Here is an 18,344-nt window from a genome sequence, read left to right on the forward strand (position 1 = left end):
AAAGGACAAAAACTTTGTTCAATATTTCACAAAGTATCCATGGTTTCTATCGTGGGAACCTCTATAATTAAGAATGTAAAGAACAAAAGAAATAGATTATATGATCAATTAGGAGAGATTGCTATGAAAAGACATACAAGAAAAATTGCAATTATCGGTACTGGATTAGTTGGATCAAGTTGTGCGTATTCTATTGTGAATCAAGGCATTTGCGAAGAGCTATTATTAATTGATATAAATCATGAACGTGCAGTTGGGGAAGCGATGGATTTATCACATTGCATTAACTTTACAAATACAAGAACAAAAGTATATGCAGGAAGCTATGAAGACTGCAAAGATATGGACATCGTTATTATTACTGCAGGGCCAGCACCAAAACCTGGACAAAGTCGCTTAGATACTTTAGGAGCAAGTGCAAAGATTATGGAAAGTGTTGTTGGCGGGGTAATGGAAAGTGGATTTGATGGTATTTTCTTACTCGCATCGAACCCAGTTGATATTATTACATATGAAGTGTGGAAATTATCTGGATTACCTAGAAATCGTGTGATCGGTACAGGTACATCATTAGATTCTTCTCGCTTAAGAACAATTTTATCTGAAATGTTACATGTAGATCCTCGTAGTATTCATGGGTATTCATTAGGAGAACATGGTGATTCTCAAATGGTTGCTTGGTCTCACGTAACTGTTGGTGGAAAGCCAATTCTGCAAATTTTAGAAGAACAAAAAGAACGATTTGGTGAAATAGATTTAGATGAAATTGTTGAGAAGACTGCGAAAGCTGGATGGGAAATTTATAAGCGAAAAGGAACTACTTATTACGGAATCGGAAATTCTCTAGCATATATTGCGAGTTCAATCTTTAATGATGATCACCGTGTCATTGCTGTATCAGCCATTTTAGATGGTGAGTATGGTGAATATGATATTTGTACAGGAGTACCAGCTATTATTACTAGAGACGGTATAAGAGAAGTTGTAGAACTCAATTTAACAGAGGATGAAGAATCTCGATTCGCAAAATCAAACGATATTTTACGTGATTATATGAAAACAATTGGTTACTAACTTATAGAAGAAGGTGAAACAAATGAAGGAATATATAATGTCTCGTGTATTTAAAGCATCTGCTGGAATCGCACAAGGTATTTTCGTATCCCTCGGAATTGGTTTACTGATCGAAAATATAGGAAGAATTGTTGATATACCATTACTTATTACAATCGGAGTTGTTGCAAAATCACTTATGGCACCAGCAATTGGTGCCGGAATTGCTTTTATGCTCGGTGCAAATGGTCTTGTAATCTTCTCGGCTATGGTGGCTGGAGCAATTGGTGCCGGATCCATTTCAATTACTGAAGCAGGTCTAATTATTAAAACAGGTGAGCCAATCGGTGCTTTATTAACAGCAACTTTAGCTGTATATATTGGTAAACGTTTAAGCGGAAAAACTGCGTTAGATATGATGCTCGTTCCATTTGCGGCAATATTAGGTTCTGGTTTAGTAGGTATTTGGTTATCTCATAATATTACTCCTGTTTTAAATACAGTTGGAGCATTTATTAAAGATAGCTCAGCTGGTAGCCCGTTTATCGCTTCTATCGTCATTGCAGTAGTTTGGGGATTATTACTTATCTCTCCAGCTTCATCAGCTGCGTTAGCGATCGCACTTAGCTTAGACGGTGTTGCAGGTGGTGCTGCTCTTGCAGGCTGCGTTGCTCAGTTTATCGGATTCTCTGTTATCTCAGCGAAAGAAAACAATTTAGGTGGCATATTAGCTCAAGCACTTTGTACTCCGAAAGTGCAGTTACCAAATATTACTAAAAATCCAATGATTCTCGTCCCAACTGTCGTCGCCAGTGCTATAGTTGGTCCAGTATCCGCATTAATTTTCCAACTGGAAGCAGGAAAGGAAATTTCAGGTCTTGGATTAAGTTCTCTTATCGCACCAATTAATTTAATTTCTAGCGAAGGATGGGAAGTTGTCCCAGCGATGGTAATCACTTATATCATCATTCCAGTAGCTGTTTCTTATATACTTTACATTGCTCTTAAAAAAGCAGGTCGTATTCAATCTGGTGATATGACTGTACCGCAATCTTAAATTGAAAATCTCCTTACTAATAGATAAAAGCAGACTGAGCCACAGTCTGCTTTTTTATGTTACATTTTATGATTTTGTTTTACTGGAACTTTTATTGGTTCTTTTGCTAATAAGAGCTGAACGCCGAAGTATAGTATGCTTGCAAGTGTCATTCCAGAAACGGCATCTAAAAAGGCATGCTGCTTCGTAAATAGCGTTGATAAAATAATAAGTGTACCGAAGAAAGTAAGGATGTAATATTCAAAAGCATGTTGTTCTCTACGCTTAAAGGCAGCTAACATAATTACAAATGTAGTAAGAACGTGAATGCTAGGGAAACAGTTTACCGGTTGATCGATACTATAAATATAGCGAACTAGTTCAGAAAATACATCTGTTCCAACGACAGTCGGACGCGGTACAGTTGTTTGCCAAAAATAATAAATAGAAAAACAAGCAAGCTTTCCAAAAATAACACTACTTAAAGTGACATAATATTGCTTTCGGTCAGCGAAGCAGTAATAAATAAGTGCGCCGTATAAGTATGGAAACCAAAGTAAATAAGGAATAATAAATGCTTTTACAAATGGAATCCAATCATCTACTACAGTTGTAACGTCTACTGCGTGAACAGTCGATTTATTTAATACGTCGTAAAGGGGACTTACGAGTACGAGTAGAAGTATATAACTTAACGGAAGAAAAGATGAAAGTTTAAATTTCTTCATGTTGATCTCCTATGTTTAGTAATGTAAGTAAATTCAATTGATTATAATATAGAAACGTGAATTGGGCTATCGATTTTACTTACATTTTCTTGAATTAACCTTACGTTTTTGTCACTTGACTAAAAAGAAGGGGGAGGGTGCTAAATGAAGCGTTTATCGTATTTCTTATTTTTTATATTGATATGCCTAGTCGGTGCTGGGTGTGCAAAGGATAAAGAAGGAGAGAAATTAGAATATAACGGAAGAGCACTCGTAATTGGAGTTGTTGGAGAAAAGCCGAAAGATACGTTTAGGAATGTAAAGTTTGAAAGTATAAAGTTAGAAGAAATGCAGGAGAAATCAGCAAAAGTTGATGGTTTTTTCGTTATGAAAGAATACTTTAAAGAGGCATCAAAGGAGCAGTATACGGACTTATTTTTATCGTTAAAGAAGCCGGTATTTTTTATTGGTTTGCAAGATAGACCGTATTTAATTTTTACTAACAAGGATTTAGATTATGATAATACCCCAAAGGATAAAACGATGACGTATACGCAAGGGTTTGTAAATATGGGGAACCCTGAAGGTCAATATTGGGGTATGGGATTATATAATGATACTGTTTCCGATCGAAATATTCATAATATGTATATAGTAGTATTTCAAACCATTTCGGATTACTTAAGTCGATGATGAAGGAGCCTGTAAAAAAGGCTTCTTATTTTTTAAAAATAAACGTTTGTTTAAGCTGTATGTTCGGTAGAAAGAAACTCATGTAGTTCAAAGGTTAAGAAAGAAAAATAAGAAATTAATCAAACGTTTGTTTAAGCTGTATGTTCGGTAGGAAGAAACCGATGCTGCTCAAAGGTTAAGAAAGAAAAATGGAGAATTAATCAAACGTTTGTTTAAGCTGTATGTTCGGTAGAAAGAAACTCATGTAGTTCAAAGGCTAACAAAGAAAAATAAGAAATTAATCAAACGCTTGTTTAAGATATATGTTTGGTGCAGAATCTAAAAAAATTTATATATTTATTTTTTTCTTAACAAATGGCGGAAAAATAAGAAAAATTCGCAGGATTATTAAAAATTATCACGAAATAAGTAAAAGTTTAGCGAATAATGGTTTGAAATAATAAAACGTTTTCTATATGATAAAGGTAAAGGTTAGTAAAAAAGTAGGTGAATTTATGACAGTAACATTTTATTCATATCCAAAGTGTGGCACATGTCAAAAGGCAAAGAAATGGTTTGAGGCAAACGATGTAGCATATGAGATGATTCATATTGTTGAAAATCCACCATCAAAAGAAGATTTACGTAATTTACATGAAAAAAGTGAATTACCATTAAAAAAATTCTTTAATACAAGTGGAATGCGTTACCGTGAACTTGGTCTGAAAGATAAGTTGAAAGATGCAAGCGAAGACGAAATGTACGAGCTTTTAGCATCTGATGGCATGTTGATTAAACGTCCAATTGTAACAGATGGAACGAATGTAACACTTGGTTTTAACGAAGAGCAGTTTGAAAGTGTGTGGAAAAAGTACCAATAAGGTATTTTTACATAATTAATACATTCACTGGAGGTACAGTCATGAGCATTCCAAATAATTTACGTTACTCTGAAGAACACGAATGGGTAAAAACTGAAGGTAATGAAGTTGTTATCGGTATCACTCACTTTGCACAAGGTGAGCTAGGCGATATCGTATTCGTTGAACTTCCTGAAGTAGGTGCAACAATCGAAGCTGACGAGCCATTCGGAAGCGTAGAATCTGTTAAAACAGTTTCTGAGTTATACGCACCTGTAAGCGGTAAAGTTGTAGCAGTAAACGAAGAATTAAGTGACCAACCAGAACTTGTTAACGAATCTCCATACGAGGGTGCATGGATGGTTAAAGTTGAACTTTCTGATGCAAGCCAAGTTGAGAAGTTATTAACTGCAGAAAAATATGCAGAAATGACAAACCAAGACTAATTATAGTCGACTAAAGGACAGCCTTTGTGCTGTCCTTTTTTATTTTATGTAAAATAATGAATGTAGAATCATATACTAATTATCGTGTAGGAGAACGTTTTTTGAAAAAAATTTTCGTTTAATCTTTATGCAGGTTTAGCCGTTTTTGCTTTTCATGCCTAAACAGTCGATGCCGCTTTTCTTTATTGTCCATCTCCAGCGGCTAGATTGTTCGGTGGCTTCGCTTCTTCCTGAGAGGCAAAAAGCGCCTCTACGTCAGAAGCTCCATCCCCCCTCACAATCTGAACGAGCCGCTTGCGCTTTTCATTGTCCATCTCCAGCGGCTAGATTGTTCGGTGGCTTCGCTTCTTCCTGAGAGGCAAAAAGCGCCTCTACGTCAGAAGCTCCATCCCCCCTCACAATCTGAACGAGCCGCTTGCGCTTTTCATTGTCTAGCTCCACCTCCTAGCCCTTCATGTCTAAGAACCTTCCGCACGAGAAGACAAAAAGCGTCTTCTGTACGGAAGAACCTTAGCCAACAGGGCTAAACAGTCGGTTTCGCTTTTCTTTTGCAAAAATAAACAGGAAACAACATGAAAATAACGAATATACTATATACTAAGTTCAAGGTTATATAGTATATGGTGATCGGGTGATGACATATGATTTATGTAGAAAAAGTCATTATTGTAGAAGGTACATCAGATAGAAGAAAGATTGAATCTATTATTCGTGAACCGGTGGAAATTGTTTGTACAAATGGTACAATTGGTTTATCGAAAATGGATGAGCTCGTTGATCAGTTTTTTGATAAGGAAGTGTATGTGCTAGTAGATGCTGATGATGCTGGAGAAAAGTTAAGGAAACAATTTCGAAAAGAATTTCCGCAAGCCGAGCATATCTATATTGATCGCTCGTACCGAGAAGTGGCAACTGCGCCATCTACACACTTAGCAAATGTATTATGGGGAGCCGACATTGACGTTTATACAGAATATTTACGGTAAGGAATGATAGAAGTGATTGATTGGACAGGAGCCGAAGCTACATCCCTAATAGAGAACGAAGAAAAAACAGTGTTATATGTATATACTCCAATGTGTGGAACATGCCAATTAGCAAAAAAGATGTTAACAGTCGTTGAGATGACAATTGAAGAGTTGAAAATTGGGATGTTAGATTTAAATTATGCTCCACATTTAGCAAAAGAGTATGGGATTGAAAGTGTACCTTGTTTACTTGTTTTTGAAAATGGGACACTGATGAAGAAGATATACGCATTTCATTCGGTTGAATATTTATATACGGAATTAAAGTAGGCGGCAAAATTTTTGCCGCCTCGACATATTTCTTGGGAAATATGTCGAGATGCAGGATGGATACAGTATTTGTCGAGCGAAAATAACAGGATTGCTCTTTAGTGAGAGGGAATGGTATGTAATAGAAAGTGATATGAAGGATGTGATTTAGGGTGAGATTATATTCTTTGCTTCAATCATTTGTAAATTACGCTAATGGTCAATATCATTTAGAGCCGCTTTTAAGACGAGAGGAAAAAACTGTTAATTTCCGTTTGGGAGATGAAAGTTGTTCGTTACAAATTTCAAGAGATTATATAGAGCTGGTACATGAGGAAAGAGGAACGGAACAAATCATTTGCTTAGACGAAAAGGATATAGAACAATTGGTTAATGGAAATGTACGATTGCAAATGTTAATGAACGATGGACGTGTACAATATTCGGGAACGTATCGAACGATGCTATTAGTCGAATCGATGTTTCATATATGTAAACCGATGTCAGTAGGTGCTTAAAATTCTGAAGGTTCATTTTTTGCGAAAATTTCTGTTGACATGGTGTTTGGATATTGATACAATTCAATTCATAAAATATAGACAATTTCATAAATTACAAATCAGACGAAAATTGAATCTGATTTCTCTTATCAAGAGAGGTGGAGGGACTGTGCCCTGTGAAGCCCGGCAACCGTCAACTTATGTTGAAATGGTGCCAATTCCTGCAAAGCAAATGCTTTGAGAGATGAGAGAGAGGGATAATGTTGTTATATACGCACATAAACCTTTCTGCTTCTCTAAAGCAGAAAGGTTTTTTTATTGTTTGAATGTGGAGGACATTCAAATAATAAAAGTAGTGATAACGGTGGACTACACGCATTAAACATAAAAAATTGCGGAGTCGACCTAAACAAAAAAGGGGTGAACATCATGATTCTATTAGAGAATGTAAAGAAAATATATAAAGCAAAAAGCGGTGATGTCACTGCTGTAGATAACGCCAATTTAAAAATAGAAAAAGGCGAAATATTTGGTGTTATCGGATATAGCGGCGCTGGGAAAAGTTCTTTAATCAGATTGTTTAACCAGTTAGAAAAACCGACTTCTGGCCAAATTACAATTGCGAATCGTGTTATATCAACAATTACAGGAAGTGAACTTCGTAAGGCAAGGCAAGAAATCGGAATGATTTTTCAACACTTCAACTTACTTTGGTCACGAACTGTACGTGAAAATATTGAGTTTCCACTTGAAATTGCAGGTGTTGATAAAACGAAGAGAAGAAAACGTGTTGATGAATTAATTCATCTTGTCGGATTAGAAGGAAGAGGAGACGCGTACCCATCTCAGCTGAGCGGGGGACAAAAACAACGCGTTGGGATTGCAAGAGCATTAGCTAACAACCCACAAGTACTTTTATGTGATGAAGCAACGTCGGCTCTTGATCCAGAAACGACAGATCAAATTTTGGATTTACTATTAGACATCAATAAGCGCCTTGGTTTAACAATTGTACTCATTACACATGAGATGCACGTAATTCGAAAGATTTGTAATCGAGTGGCGGTAATGGAGAGAGGAAAGATTGTAGAAACGGGTCCAGTACTTGATGTATTCCGTAATCCGAAGCAAGATATTACGAAACGATTTGTACAGCAGTTAACAGATTCTGAAGATACAAATGAAACGATTGAATGTTTAATTGAAAAATATCCAGATGGAAAAGTAATTCGTTTGCAGTTTATTGGTGAGGCTGTAGAAAGACCAGTGCTTCAACGATTGATGCAACGCAGTGATATAGAAGTTAGCATTTTGCAAGGAAATATCGCACAAACGAATAACGGTTCTTACGGTAGTTTAGTTGTTCATTTAAATGGTGAGGAAACAGCGATCCAGCAAGCAATAGAAGGAATTCATCAAGATCAAGTAGAGCTGGAGGTGATTGCACATGGATAAGTTACTCGCAAATGTTGATTGGAATCAAATGTTAGAAGCAACGGGTGAAACGTTATATATGACGGCAATCGCAGCTCTTGCGACATTTGTTTTAGGACTAATTTTAGGATTGTTACTCTTCATGACAGCAAAAGATAATTTATGGGAAAACAAATCAATTAATACGGTGATTGGAGCATTCGTAAATATATTCCGTTCTATACCGTTCATCATTTTAATTATTTTATTAATCCCATTCACAAAGATTCTTCTTGGAACAATTCTTGGAGCAAGTGCAGCGCTGCCGGCTTTAATTATTGGAGCGGCACCATTCTACGCGAGAATGGTTGAAATCGCACTTCGCGAAATTGATAAAGGTGTAATTGAAGCTTCAAAAGCAATGGGAGCAAAAACAAGCACAATTATTTTGAAAGTGTTAATTCCAGAATCGTTACCAGCATTAGTATCTGGTATTACGGTTACGACAATTGCTTTAGTAGGATATACAGCAATGGCGGGAGTTGTTGGTGCTGGTGGCCTTGGAACACTTGCTTACTTAGAAGGATTCCAAAGAGGAAATAACGATGTAACAATCGTTGCGACAATTTGTGTATTACTAGTTGTATTTTTAATTCAGTGGATTGGTGATAGTTTAACGACTCGAATAGATAAACGATAATAAAAAATGGGAGGATGTTTCAAATGAAAAAATTATTACTTACAGCACTTATTTCAACTTCAATTTTTGGCTTAGCTGCTTGTGGCGGGAAAGATAAAGATGAAAAGAAGCTTGTTGTTGGTGCTTCTAACGTACCGCACGCTGAAATTTTAGAAAAGGCAAAACCGTTACTTGAGAAAAAAGGAATTGAATTAGAAGTGAAAAAATTCCAAGATTACGTGTTGCCAAATAAATCGTTAGCGGATAAGGATTTAGATGCAAACTACTTCCAGCACATTCCGTATTTAGAAAAAGAAATTAAAGATAAAAAGTATGACTTTGAAGTAGCAGGGAAAATTCATTTAGAGCCAATTGGTGTATATTCTCAAAAATATAAGAGCTTAAAAGAACTTCCGGACGGAGCGACAATTATTATGAGTAATTCTGTTGCTGACCATGGACGTGGTTTAGCAATTTTACAAAAAGAAGGTATTTTAAAAGTTAAAGATGGGGTAGATCCAGTTAAAGCAACTCCAAAAGATATTGCAGATAATCCGAAAAATCTAAAATTCAAAACGGATATCGAGCCTGGTTTATTGCCACAAGTGTATAACAATAAAGAAGGCGACGCTGTTTTAATTAACTCTAACTATGCAATTGATGCAAAGTTAAATCCGGAAAAAGATGCAATTGCAATTGAAGGAAATGATTCACCGTACGCAAACATAGTAGCTGTTCGTAAAGGCGATAAAGATAAGAAAGAGATTAAAGCTCTTGTAGAAGTATTACATTCTAAAGAAATTGAAGACTTCATTAATAAAGAATATAAAGGGGCAGTTGTTCCTGTAAAAGAATAATTGCTGAAAAGGGCTGGTGTATGCCAGCCTTTTTTATAACTACATAACTATAGGGGAGAAGGGGACATCATATGAGAAAGATTCTATTGTCAGTTGTTACAGCGCTGTCTGTATTTACATTAGCTGCTTGCGGAGGGAAAGAAGAGAATAAGCTTGTTGTTGGAGCTTCTAACGTGCCGCACGCTGTTATTTTAGAGAAAGCACAGCCAATCTTAGAGAAAAAAGGCATTAAGTTAGAGATTAAAAAGTTCCAGGATTATGTACTGCCAAATAAAGCGTTAGCGGATAAGGAAATTGATGCGAACTACTTCCAACACATTCCTTATTTAGATAAAGAAATTCAAGAAAAGGGATATAAAATTGTAAACGCAGGAAAAATCCATTTAGAGCCAATGGGGATTTATTCTAAGAAATATAAAAGTTTAAAAGAATTGCCAGATGGCGGAACAGTTATTATGAGTAATAACGTAGCGGAGCGTGGCCGTATGCTCGCATTGTTACAAAAAGGCGGCGTTATTAAATTAAAAGACGGTGTAGATGTTGTTAAAGCGACAGTAAAAGATGTTGTAGAAAATCCGAAAAACTTAAAGTTTAAAACAGATGTAGAGCCTGGATTGTCACCAAAGCTGTATGAAAATAATGAGGGAGATGCTTTATTTATTAATTCGAACTATGCAATTGATGCAAAATTAAATCCAACGAAGGATGCAATTGCGATTGAAGGATCAGACTCTCCGTATGCAAACATCATTGCAGTTCGTAAAGGTGACGAGAAGAAAAAAGAAATTAAAGAATTAGTAGAAGTATTGCATTCAAAAGAAATTCAAGACTTTATTAATAAAGAATATAAAGGTGCTGTACTTCCGATAAGTGAATAATTATAAGGAAAGGACTGGGAATTTACCGGTCCTTTTTTCTTTATATAAATAAGAAGAAAGGTGTATCATATAAAGGTGAAAAGGAAATACTTATATACATTTGTGAAAAAACGGTTACTTTTTTTCGTCGTTTGCGATATCATTTTATTTGATATAAAATTAGAATGAGAATAAAATGAGAATATGAACGTTTTAGGAATTTTTAAAATGTATATATAGGATTAATGGAGGTATTGAGATGGCTGGTTCTACATTAACGGTTAAAGACTTACACGTATCAATTGACGGCAAAGAAATTTTAAAGGGTGTAAACCTTGAAGTAAAAGGTGGAGAAATCCACGCAATTATGGGACCTAACGGAACAGGTAAATCAACTTTATCTTCTGCAATTATGGGTCACCCAAAGTATGAAGTAACAGAAGGTAGCATCATCATCGACGGTGAAGATGTATTAGAAATGGAAGTAGACGAGCGCGCACAAGCGGGTCTATTCCTAGCAATGCAATATCCAAGTGAAATTAGCGGAGTAACAAACGCTGACTTCTTACGTTCTGCAATTAACGCACGTCGTGAAGAAGGCGATGAAATTTCTCTTATGAAATTTATCCGTACATTAGATAAAAACATGGAATTCCTAGAAATGGATCCAGAAATGGCACAACGTTACTTAAACGAAGGTTTCTCTGGTGGAGAGAAAAAACGTAACGAAATTCTTCAATTAATGATGATTGAGCCAAAAATCGCAATCTTAGACGAAATCGACTCAGGTCTTGATATCGATGCATTAAAAGTTGTATCTAAAGGTATTAACCAAATGCGCGGCGAAGAGTTCGGTTGCCTAATGATTACGCACTATCAACGTTTATTAAACTACATCACTCCAGACTTCGTTCACGTTATGATGAACGGTCGTATTGTTAAATCTGGTGGCCCTGAGCTTGCACAACGTCTAGAAGCTGAAGGTTACGACTGGATTAAAAAAGAATTAGGTATTGAAGACGAAACAGCAGAGCAAGAAGCGTAAGAGAGGAGCATAAACATGACAATCGGTACATTACCTTTCGATCAAGAAACAATCCGTCAGCGCGCAAGCGAAGTAAACGAAGCTGCTTGGTTGACTGAGTTCCGCTTACAAGCTCTTGCACAAGCAACAGAACTTCCAATGCCAACGCCTGATAAAACGAAAATTGAAAAATGGGACTTTATCGGAAAAGGCGACGCTGCTAAGCAAGAGCCTGTAAGTTCTTTAACAGAGCTTCCAGAAGCAGTGAAAAACTTAATCGATGAAAATAACAGTGTATTAGTACAACGTACTGGTACAACTGCGTTCGTTTCTTTAGCAGACGAAGCAAAAGAAAAAGGTGTTATTTTTACAGACATCGTAACAGCTGCAACAGAGCATGCTGAACTATTACAAAAGTATTTAATGAAAGACGGCGTGAAGGTAGACGAGCATCGTTTAACTGCACTTCATGCTGCATTAATCAACGGCGGTGCATTCGTATATGTTCCGAAAAACGTTGTTCTTGAAACTCCACTTCAAGCTGTATTCTTAGTAGACGGCGAAGAAGCTAACGTATATAACCATGTATTATTCGTAGCTGATGCGAACAGTACTGCAACTTATGTAGAAAACTATGTTGCAAATGAAAATGCTAAAGGTATTGCAAATATCGTAGCAGAAGTAATCGTGGAACAAGGCGCACAAGTTAAATTTGGTGCGGTTGATCTATTAGCAAAAGACGTAACAACTTACGTTAACCGCCGCGGTGTTGTTGGACGCGACGGCCGCATTGATTGGGCTCTAGGCCTTATGAATGACGGAAATACAATTTCCGAGAACGTTACAAACTTAATGGGCGACGGTTCATATGCTGATACGAAAACAGTAACAATTGGCCGTGGTAACCAAACACAAAACTTTACAACTAAAGTTGTTCACTTCGGTAAACACTCTGAAGGTTGGATTTTAAAACACGGTGTACAAAAAGATAGTGCAACATCTATCTTTAACGGGATTGGTAAGATTGAACACGGTGCATCTAAATCAAACGCACAACAATCTTCTCGTGTTCTTATGTTAGATGAGAAAGCTCGTGGGGATGCAAACCCAATTCTTTTAATCGACGAAGATGATGTAATGGCAGGTCACGCAGCTTCAGTAGGCCGCGTAGATCCGTACCAATTATACTACTTGATGAGCCGTGGTATTCCAAAACGCGAAGCAGAACGTTTAGTCATCCATGGATTCTTAGCACCTGTAGTAAATGAGCTTCCAATTGAAGGAGTAAAAGCACAGCTTGTTGAGGTAATTGAAAGGAAAGTTCGCTAATGAATATTCATGAAATACGCAAACAGTTTCCAATTCTTGATCAAAAAGTGAACGGCAAACAACTTGTATATTTCGATAGTGCAGCAACTTCTCAAAAACCAATTCAAGTCATTGAAACGTTAGAACGTTACTATAAAGAATATAATTCTAACGTGCATCGCGGTGTTCATACGCTCGGTACGAAAGCTACCGACGCGTATGAAGGTGCACGCGAGAAAGTTCGCAAGTTTATTAACGCGAAATCAATGGAAGAAATTATTTTCACGCGCGGAACGACAACTGCATTAAATACAGTAGCGGCTAGCTATGGTCTTGAAAATGTAAAAGAAGGCGATGAAATCGTTATTTCTTACATGGAGCACCATAGTAACATCATTCCGTGGCAACAAGTTGCGAAGAAAACTGGTGCAACTTTAAAATACCTTCCGCTTCAACCAGACGGTACAATTTCTTTAGAAGATGTTCGTCAAACAGTTACACCGAATACAAAAATCGTTTCTATTATGCAAGTTTCAAACGTGCTTGGAACGATTAACCCTGTAAAAGAAATCGGAGCGATCGCACACGAAAATGGCGCAATTATGGTCGTTGACGGTGCACAAAGTACACCTCACATGAAAGTAGATGTACAAGATTTAAACTGTGATTTCTACGCATTATCTGCTCATAAGATGTGCGGACCTACAGGCATCGGCGTATTATATGGTAAAAAAGAATTGCTGAACAATATGGAGCCAATTGAATTTGGCGGTGAAATGATTGATTTCGTAGATTTACAAGAATCTACTTGGAAAGAGCTTCCGTGGAAGTTTGAAGCAGGTACACCGATTATCGGTAATGCAATCGGACTTGGTGCGGCAATTGATTTCCTAGAAGAAATCGGTCTTGATAATATTGAAAAGCATGAACATGAATTAGCGCAATACGCTTTAGAAAGACTATCAGAAGTAGATGGCGTTACAATTTATGGTCCAAAGCATCGCGCTGGTCTTGTTACATTTAATATTGAAGACGTACATCCTCACGATGTAGCGACTGTATTAGATGTAGAAGGCATTGCAGTTCGCGCAGGACATCACTGTGCACAACCGCTTATGAAGTGGCTAAAAGCTTCTTCAACAGCACGTGCGAGCTTCTATTTATATAATACAAAAGAAGAAATTGATACATTTGTTGAATCGCTAATCAAGACAAAGGAGTATTTCACAAATGTCATTTAATAATTTAGATACGTTATATCGTCAAGTTATTATGGATCATTATAAGAATCCTCGTAACAATGGCGTGTTAGAAGATAGTGTTACTGTTAACTTGAACAATCCAACTTGCGGCGATCGTATTCAACTTACGATGAAAGTAGAAGAAGGTATTGTGCAAGAGGCGAAGTTTGAAGGCGAAGGATGTTCAATCTCAATGTCTTCAGCTTCAATGATGACACAAGCAGTAAAAGGTAAGAAAATTGAAGAAGCACTTCAGCTTTCGAAAATTTTCTCTGACATGATGCTAGGAAAAGAGTACGATGACAGCATCGATTTAGGAGATATTGAAGCATTACAAGGCGTATGCAAGTTCCCTGCACGTATTAAATGTGCAACATTAGCGTGGAAAGCGTTAGAAAAGGGCTTAAACGAAGATAAGTAATGTTAAAGGTTCCTAAAAATGAGGTTATCTAAGGAGGGACACACCAACATGGCGAAGCAACTGCCAGATATCGGCGATTACAAATATGGTTTCAAAGACAAAGACGTTTCGATTTTCCGTGCTGGACGCGGTTTAACAAAAGAGATCGTTGAAGAGATTTCACGTATGAAAGAAGAACCACAGTGGATGTTAGACTTCCGTTTAAAATCACTGGATAAGTTCTATGAAATGCCAATGCCACAATGGGGCGGCGACTTAAATGACTTAGATTTCGATGAAATTACGTACTACGTAAAACCATCTGAGAAATCTGAGAAGTCTTGGGATGAAGTACCTGATGAAATTAAAGCAACATTTGATAAATTAGGTATTCCAGAAGCTGAGCAAAAATATTTAGCTGGTGTATCTGCACAGTACGAATCTGAAGTTGTATACCACAACATGAAAGAAGACCTAGAAGCTCTAGGAATCGTCTTCAAAGATACAGATAGCGCATTAAAAGAGAACGAAGATATTTTCCGTGAGCATTTCGGAAAAGTAATCCCACCAACAGACAACAAATTCTCTGCATTAAACTCTGCAGTTTGGTCTGGTGGATCATTCATCTACGTTCCAAAAGGTATTAAAGTTGATACACCACTTCAAGCGTATTTCCGTATTAACTCTGAAAATATGGGACAATTCGAGCGTACGCTTATCATCGTAGACGAAGGTGCACACGTACACTACGTAGAAGGTTGTACAGCACCTGTTTACACTACTAACTCACTTCACAGTGCGGTAGTAGAAATCATCATTAAAAAAGATGCGTATTGCCGTTATACAACAATCCAAAACTGGGCGAACAACGTATACAACCTAGTTACAAAACGTGCGGTTTGTGAAGAAAACGCGACGATGGAATGGATTGATGGTAACATCGGATCTAAATTAACGATGAAATACCCAGCAGTTATCTTAAAAGGCGAAGGCGCTCGTGGTTTAACATTATCAATCGCGATTGCTGGTAAAGGCCAACACCAAGATGCTGGTGCGAAAATGATTCACTTAGCACCAAACACGTCTTCAACAATTGTTTCTAAATCGATTGCGAAGCATGGTGGTAAAGTAACTTACCGTGGTATCGTACACTTCGGACCAAAAGCGAAAAACTCTCGCTCTAACATCGAGTGTGACACGTTAATCATGGATAACCAATCTACATCTGATACAATTCCTTACAACGAAATCAAAAACGATTACGTTTCACTTGAGCACGAAGCGAAAGTATCGAAAGTATCAGAAGAACAATTATTCTACCTAATGAGCCGCGGTATTTCTGAGCAAGAAGCTACAGAAATGATCGTAATGGGCTTCATCGAGCCATTCACTCGCGAACTTCCAATGGAATACGCAGTTGAAATGAACCGCCTAATCAAGTTTGAGATGGAAGGTTCTATTGGTTAAATAGAAATGCGGAGCCGACTGTTCAGACCCGTTGGCTAAGGTTCTTTCGCACAGAAGATGCTTTTTATCTTCTGGTGCGGAAGGTTCTTAGACATGAGGGTTTAGGAGGCAAAGCTGGACAATATTTAAAGTGGAAGCGGCTCGTTCAGAATGTGAGGGGGAAGAAGTGAAGCCACCGAACATTCTAGCCGCTAGAACTGGATAATATATGTATGAAGAAAGCGCCCTGCTGTGCAGGGCGCTTTTTTGTTTTGCGGATTTGTCTTGGCTTGGGAGAGAATACCCGGGTGGGTGTTCAGCTAAATATATCAACGATTTTTCAAATATATCGATCATAAACGGGAATATATCAACGATTATTTCAATATATCAACGTTTCGACAAGGAATATCGATTTGTCGACAAGATAAGACAAAAGAAAATTCTCACATACCCCAAACATTTTATAAGAACAGAGAACGACTAGGTTTAAGACAAAGAGACTGACAAATCCACTTGAACAATCAACCACTGAATTTTATATTAAACTTTTTGACAAATCCACCCCTCCCTCCACTATCTGGAATTCTTTCCTGCATTAGCAAAAGTTTCTCATATAAAAAAGGGCAATCTTTTGCTTTTTCTCACAATGCGAGTACAATGTAAAATAGCAAGAAAAGACGAAAAGTATTTACAGGATTATTGTGTGCGCATAGCGTAAATGGCAGTAAGGAACTGAGAGGAGGTTTTTTCTCTGAATATAAATAAGGAAACAATCATCCACCTTTATCATACAAACGATATACATAGTCATTTTGAAAATTGGCCGCAAATTTCTCGGTTTGTACAGGGAGAGAAAAAGCGAAGACAGGAAGCGGGAGAGACCGTTTTGACGGTTGATATCGGCGATCATGTGGATCGTTTTCATAGTATTTCGGAAGCGACGAATGGACTTGGCAATACGAAGCTTTTAAATGAGGCGTTATATGATTATGTAACGATCGGAAATAATGAAGGAATTACGTTAGCGAAGGAGCATTTGAATCGTCTATATGATGAGGCTGGATTTGAAGTGCTTGTCGCGAATTTATTTGAAAAAGAAGGTGTACGTCCGGAGTGGGCAAAGCCTTATAAATTACATACAACGACAGATGGGATTACGATTGCCTTTATCGGGTTAACGGTAGCTTATCCAGAGTTCTATCATATGCTCGATTGGCATATTGAAGATCCGCTTATCCATTTAGAGTCTATTTTAGAAGAAGTGCGAGATGAGGCTCATATTACAGTTGTCCTTTCTCACCTTGGAAAAAGCATGGATGAGTATATGGCAGAGCATTATGATATAGATGTGATTTTAGGTGCGCATACGCATCATTTATTTGAGCGTGGTGTTCTTATGAATAATACGTTACTTTGTTGTTGTGAAAAGTGGGGGCGTTACGTTGGTCACGTACAGCTTACTGTGGATATAGAGACGAAGAAACTACTGAAAAAAGACGGTAGAGCAATTAAGACGGAACGGTTAGGGGCTTATAGCGAGCCGTTATCCACAATTGAAATACTGCAGGAAGAAAGTAAGCATATAATGGCAGAGCCTGTCGTTCATTTAAAAGAGTCATTACCGGTTGATTGGTTTCATGAGACGCCGTTTTCTCATATGTTAGCAAGTGCGCTGAAAACATGGTGCGGTGCAGAAATTGGAATGGTGAATGCTGGTGTACTTCTTGAAGGATTAGAAGAGGGTGTTGTAACGCGCGGAGATATTCACAGAATTTGTCCACATCCAATTAATCCGTGTGCTTTGAAAGTTCCAGGAAAGATATTAAGAGAAGTTATTTTGAAAGCACGTAAACCGAATATGGAGAATCTTGAGGTGAAAGGATTCGGATTTCGGGGGAAAGTGATGGGGAAAATGATTTACGCTGGTGTAGAAGTAATTCCAGATACGATTCCTGGGAATAAAATTTTATTAGAAGATGTATTGATTAACGGCGAATCGCTGGAGTTAGACCGTATATATACAGTAGGAACAATTGATATGTTTACGTTTGGATACTTATACCCAGAGCTATCCACACTTTCTAGCAAACAATATTATATGCCAGAACTACTTAGAGATGTGTTAACAGATATGTTAATAACTTATACATCTTCCGTTAAACTATAGGCTAGTTAACTTGTAACACTCATTTTTCTCTTGTCATACAGATAAGAAAGAGAGGAGTGTGAACTATGGTTAATGTGGAGCCAATTATAATTGATAATTATACGTTTATTGCAGTTAGCGTCAAACTTCCAAAGACGAATTTGCTAGCTGTAATGAGCGATAAAGGATATATTATGTGTGGTGCATTAGATGTAGGTCTTTTAAATGAGAAGTTAGGTGATCGAGGAATTATTGCTGGCCGTGCGGTTGGTGTAAGAACGATTGAACAACTTCTTGAAGCGCCACTAGAATCGGTAACGACTGGAGCTGAAGCATTAGGCATTCCAGCAGGAACGATTGGAAAAGAAGCATTATTAAAAATGAAATAAGCATATATCGTCCCTCCTTCTTGCATAGAA

At 37.4% G+C, this 18,344-nt stretch carries 20 protein-coding genes and 1 riboswitch; of the genes, 19 read left to right on the plus strand and 1 reads right to left on the minus strand.

The window, feature by feature from the left end; genetic code table 11:
- Positions 1–123: 123 nt before the first annotated feature.
- Together ACYFX0_RS25200 and ACYFX0_RS25205 are read left to right on the plus strand one after the other, a co-directional pair.
- Positions 124–1,074 carry an L-lactate dehydrogenase gene (locus tag ACYFX0_RS25200; RefSeq protein ID WP_000820650.1) on the plus strand — a complete coding sequence of 317 codons (951 nt, stop codon included), beginning with the start codon at positions 124–126 and terminating at the stop codon, positions 1,072–1,074.
- A 22-nt stretch (positions 1,075–1,096) separates the two neighbouring features.
- The gene (locus ACYFX0_RS25205) at positions 1,097–2,110 is read left to right on the plus strand and encodes a PTS transporter subunit IIC (RefSeq protein WP_247727633.1); all 1,014 of its coding nucleotides are present in this window, start codon (positions 1,097–1,099) and stop codon (positions 2,108–2,110) included.
- 59 nt (positions 2,111–2,169) lie between these two features.
- On the opposite strand, the gene ACYFX0_RS25210 is transcribed toward ACYFX0_RS25205, so the two are convergent.
- On the minus strand, positions 2,170–2,817 hold the full coding sequence (locus ACYFX0_RS25210; protein ID WP_000713769.1) for a phosphatase PAP2 family protein: 648 nt from the start codon (positions 2,815–2,817) through the stop codon (positions 2,170–2,172).
- Positions 2,818–2,961: 144 nt separating this feature from the next.
- On the opposite strand from ACYFX0_RS25210, the gene ACYFX0_RS25215 reads away from it, so the two are divergent.
- The 17 genes from ACYFX0_RS25215 (at position 2,962) to ACYFX0_RS25295 (ending at position 18,314) form a co-directional block, all read left to right on the plus strand.
- Positions 2,962–3,489 (plus strand): hypothetical protein, encoded by a 528-nt coding sequence (locus tag ACYFX0_RS25215; RefSeq protein ID WP_106103289.1) that lies wholly within the window; start codon positions 2,962–2,964, stop codon positions 3,487–3,489.
- 494 nt (positions 3,490–3,983) lie between these two features.
- Positions 3,984–4,349 (plus strand): arsenate reductase family protein, encoded by a 366-nt coding sequence (locus ACYFX0_RS25220; protein WP_000218968.1) that lies wholly within the window; start codon positions 3,984–3,986, stop codon positions 4,347–4,349.
- Positions 4,350–4,390: 41 nt separating this feature from the next.
- Positions 4,391–4,774: a glycine cleavage system protein GcvH gene (gene gcvH / locus ACYFX0_RS25225; RefSeq protein ID WP_000026896.1), complete on the plus strand. Its 384-nt coding sequence runs from the start codon at positions 4,391–4,393 to the stop codon at positions 4,772–4,774.
- A 641-nt stretch (positions 4,775–5,415) separates the two neighbouring features.
- The gene (locus ACYFX0_RS25230) at positions 5,416–5,760 is read left to right on the plus strand and encodes a toprim domain-containing protein (protein WP_000640870.1); all 345 of its coding nucleotides are present in this window, start codon (positions 5,416–5,418) and stop codon (positions 5,758–5,760) included.
- A 3-nt stretch (positions 5,761–5,763) separates the two neighbouring features.
- Positions 5,764–6,072 (plus strand): thioredoxin family protein, encoded by a 309-nt coding sequence (locus ACYFX0_RS25235; RefSeq protein ID WP_003280640.1) that lies wholly within the window; start codon positions 5,764–5,766, stop codon positions 6,070–6,072.
- A gap of 152 nt (positions 6,073–6,224) precedes the next feature.
- Entirely contained in the window at positions 6,225–6,569 is a 345-nt protein-coding gene (locus ACYFX0_RS25240; RefSeq protein WP_001242143.1) for a hypothetical protein, read from the plus strand.
- Positions 6,570–6,694: 125 nt separating this feature from the next.
- Positions 6,695–6,802: riboswitch (SAM riboswitch) on the plus strand.
- Positions 6,803–6,980: 178 nt separating this feature from the next.
- Positions 6,981–8,006 carry a methionine ABC transporter ATP-binding protein gene (locus tag ACYFX0_RS25245; protein ID WP_460271996.1) on the plus strand — a complete coding sequence of 342 codons (1,026 nt, stop codon included), beginning with the start codon at positions 6,981–6,983 and terminating at the stop codon, positions 8,004–8,006.
- Positions 7,999–8,664, plus strand: coding sequence for a methionine ABC transporter permease (locus tag ACYFX0_RS25250; protein ID WP_000359401.1), 666 nt, complete (start codon positions 7,999–8,001; stop codon positions 8,662–8,664). The genes ACYFX0_RS25245 and ACYFX0_RS25250 overlap by 8 nt, the downstream gene beginning before the upstream one ends.
- A gap of 23 nt (positions 8,665–8,687) precedes the next feature.
- On the plus strand, positions 8,688–9,500 hold the full coding sequence (gene metQ, locus ACYFX0_RS25255) for a methionine ABC transporter substrate-binding lipoprotein MetQ (protein ID WP_000735090.1): 813 nt from the start codon (positions 8,688–8,690) through the stop codon (positions 9,498–9,500).
- Between the two features lie 71 nt (positions 9,501–9,571).
- A complete protein-coding gene (gene metQ, locus ACYFX0_RS25260; protein WP_001226751.1) occupies positions 9,572–10,378 on the plus strand; it encodes a methionine ABC transporter substrate-binding lipoprotein MetQ in 807 nt (268 codons plus the stop codon).
- Positions 10,379–10,616: 238 nt separating this feature from the next.
- Positions 10,617–11,402, plus strand: coding sequence for a Fe-S cluster assembly ATPase SufC (gene sufC / locus ACYFX0_RS25265; protein WP_000929162.1), 786 nt, complete (start codon positions 10,617–10,619; stop codon positions 11,400–11,402).
- A gap of 15 nt (positions 11,403–11,417) precedes the next feature.
- The gene (gene sufD / locus ACYFX0_RS25270; protein ID WP_000152177.1) at positions 11,418–12,710 is read left to right on the plus strand and encodes a Fe-S cluster assembly protein SufD; all 1,293 of its coding nucleotides are present in this window, start codon (positions 11,418–11,420) and stop codon (positions 12,708–12,710) included.
- Positions 12,710–13,930, plus strand: a complete 1,221-nt coding sequence (gene sufS / locus ACYFX0_RS25275) for a cysteine desulfurase SufS (protein ID WP_001020767.1) — start codon at positions 12,710–12,712, stop codon at positions 13,928–13,930. The genes sufD and sufS overlap by 1 nt, the downstream gene beginning before the upstream one ends.
- A complete protein-coding gene (sufU, locus tag ACYFX0_RS25280; protein WP_000009525.1) occupies positions 13,920–14,351 on the plus strand; it encodes a Fe-S cluster assembly sulfur transfer protein SufU in 432 nt (143 codons plus the stop codon). The genes sufS and sufU overlap by 11 nt, the downstream gene beginning before the upstream one ends.
- Before the next feature lie 48 nt (positions 14,352–14,399).
- Positions 14,400–15,797, plus strand: coding sequence for a Fe-S cluster assembly protein SufB (gene sufB, locus ACYFX0_RS25285; protein ID WP_001118824.1), 1,398 nt, complete (start codon positions 14,400–14,402; stop codon positions 15,795–15,797).
- Between the two features lie 757 nt (positions 15,798–16,554).
- Positions 16,555–17,946, plus strand: a complete 1,392-nt coding sequence (locus tag ACYFX0_RS25290; RefSeq protein WP_080546894.1) for a bifunctional metallophosphatase/5'-nucleotidase — start codon at positions 16,555–16,557, stop codon at positions 17,944–17,946.
- 65 nt (positions 17,947–18,011) lie between these two features.
- Positions 18,012–18,314 (plus strand): YunC family protein, encoded by a 303-nt coding sequence (locus tag ACYFX0_RS25295; RefSeq protein WP_460271997.1) that lies wholly within the window; start codon positions 18,012–18,014, stop codon positions 18,312–18,314.
- Positions 18,315–18,344 lie beyond the last annotated feature (30 nt).

The organism is Bacillus sp. NEAU-Y102 (genome assembly GCF_054788175.1).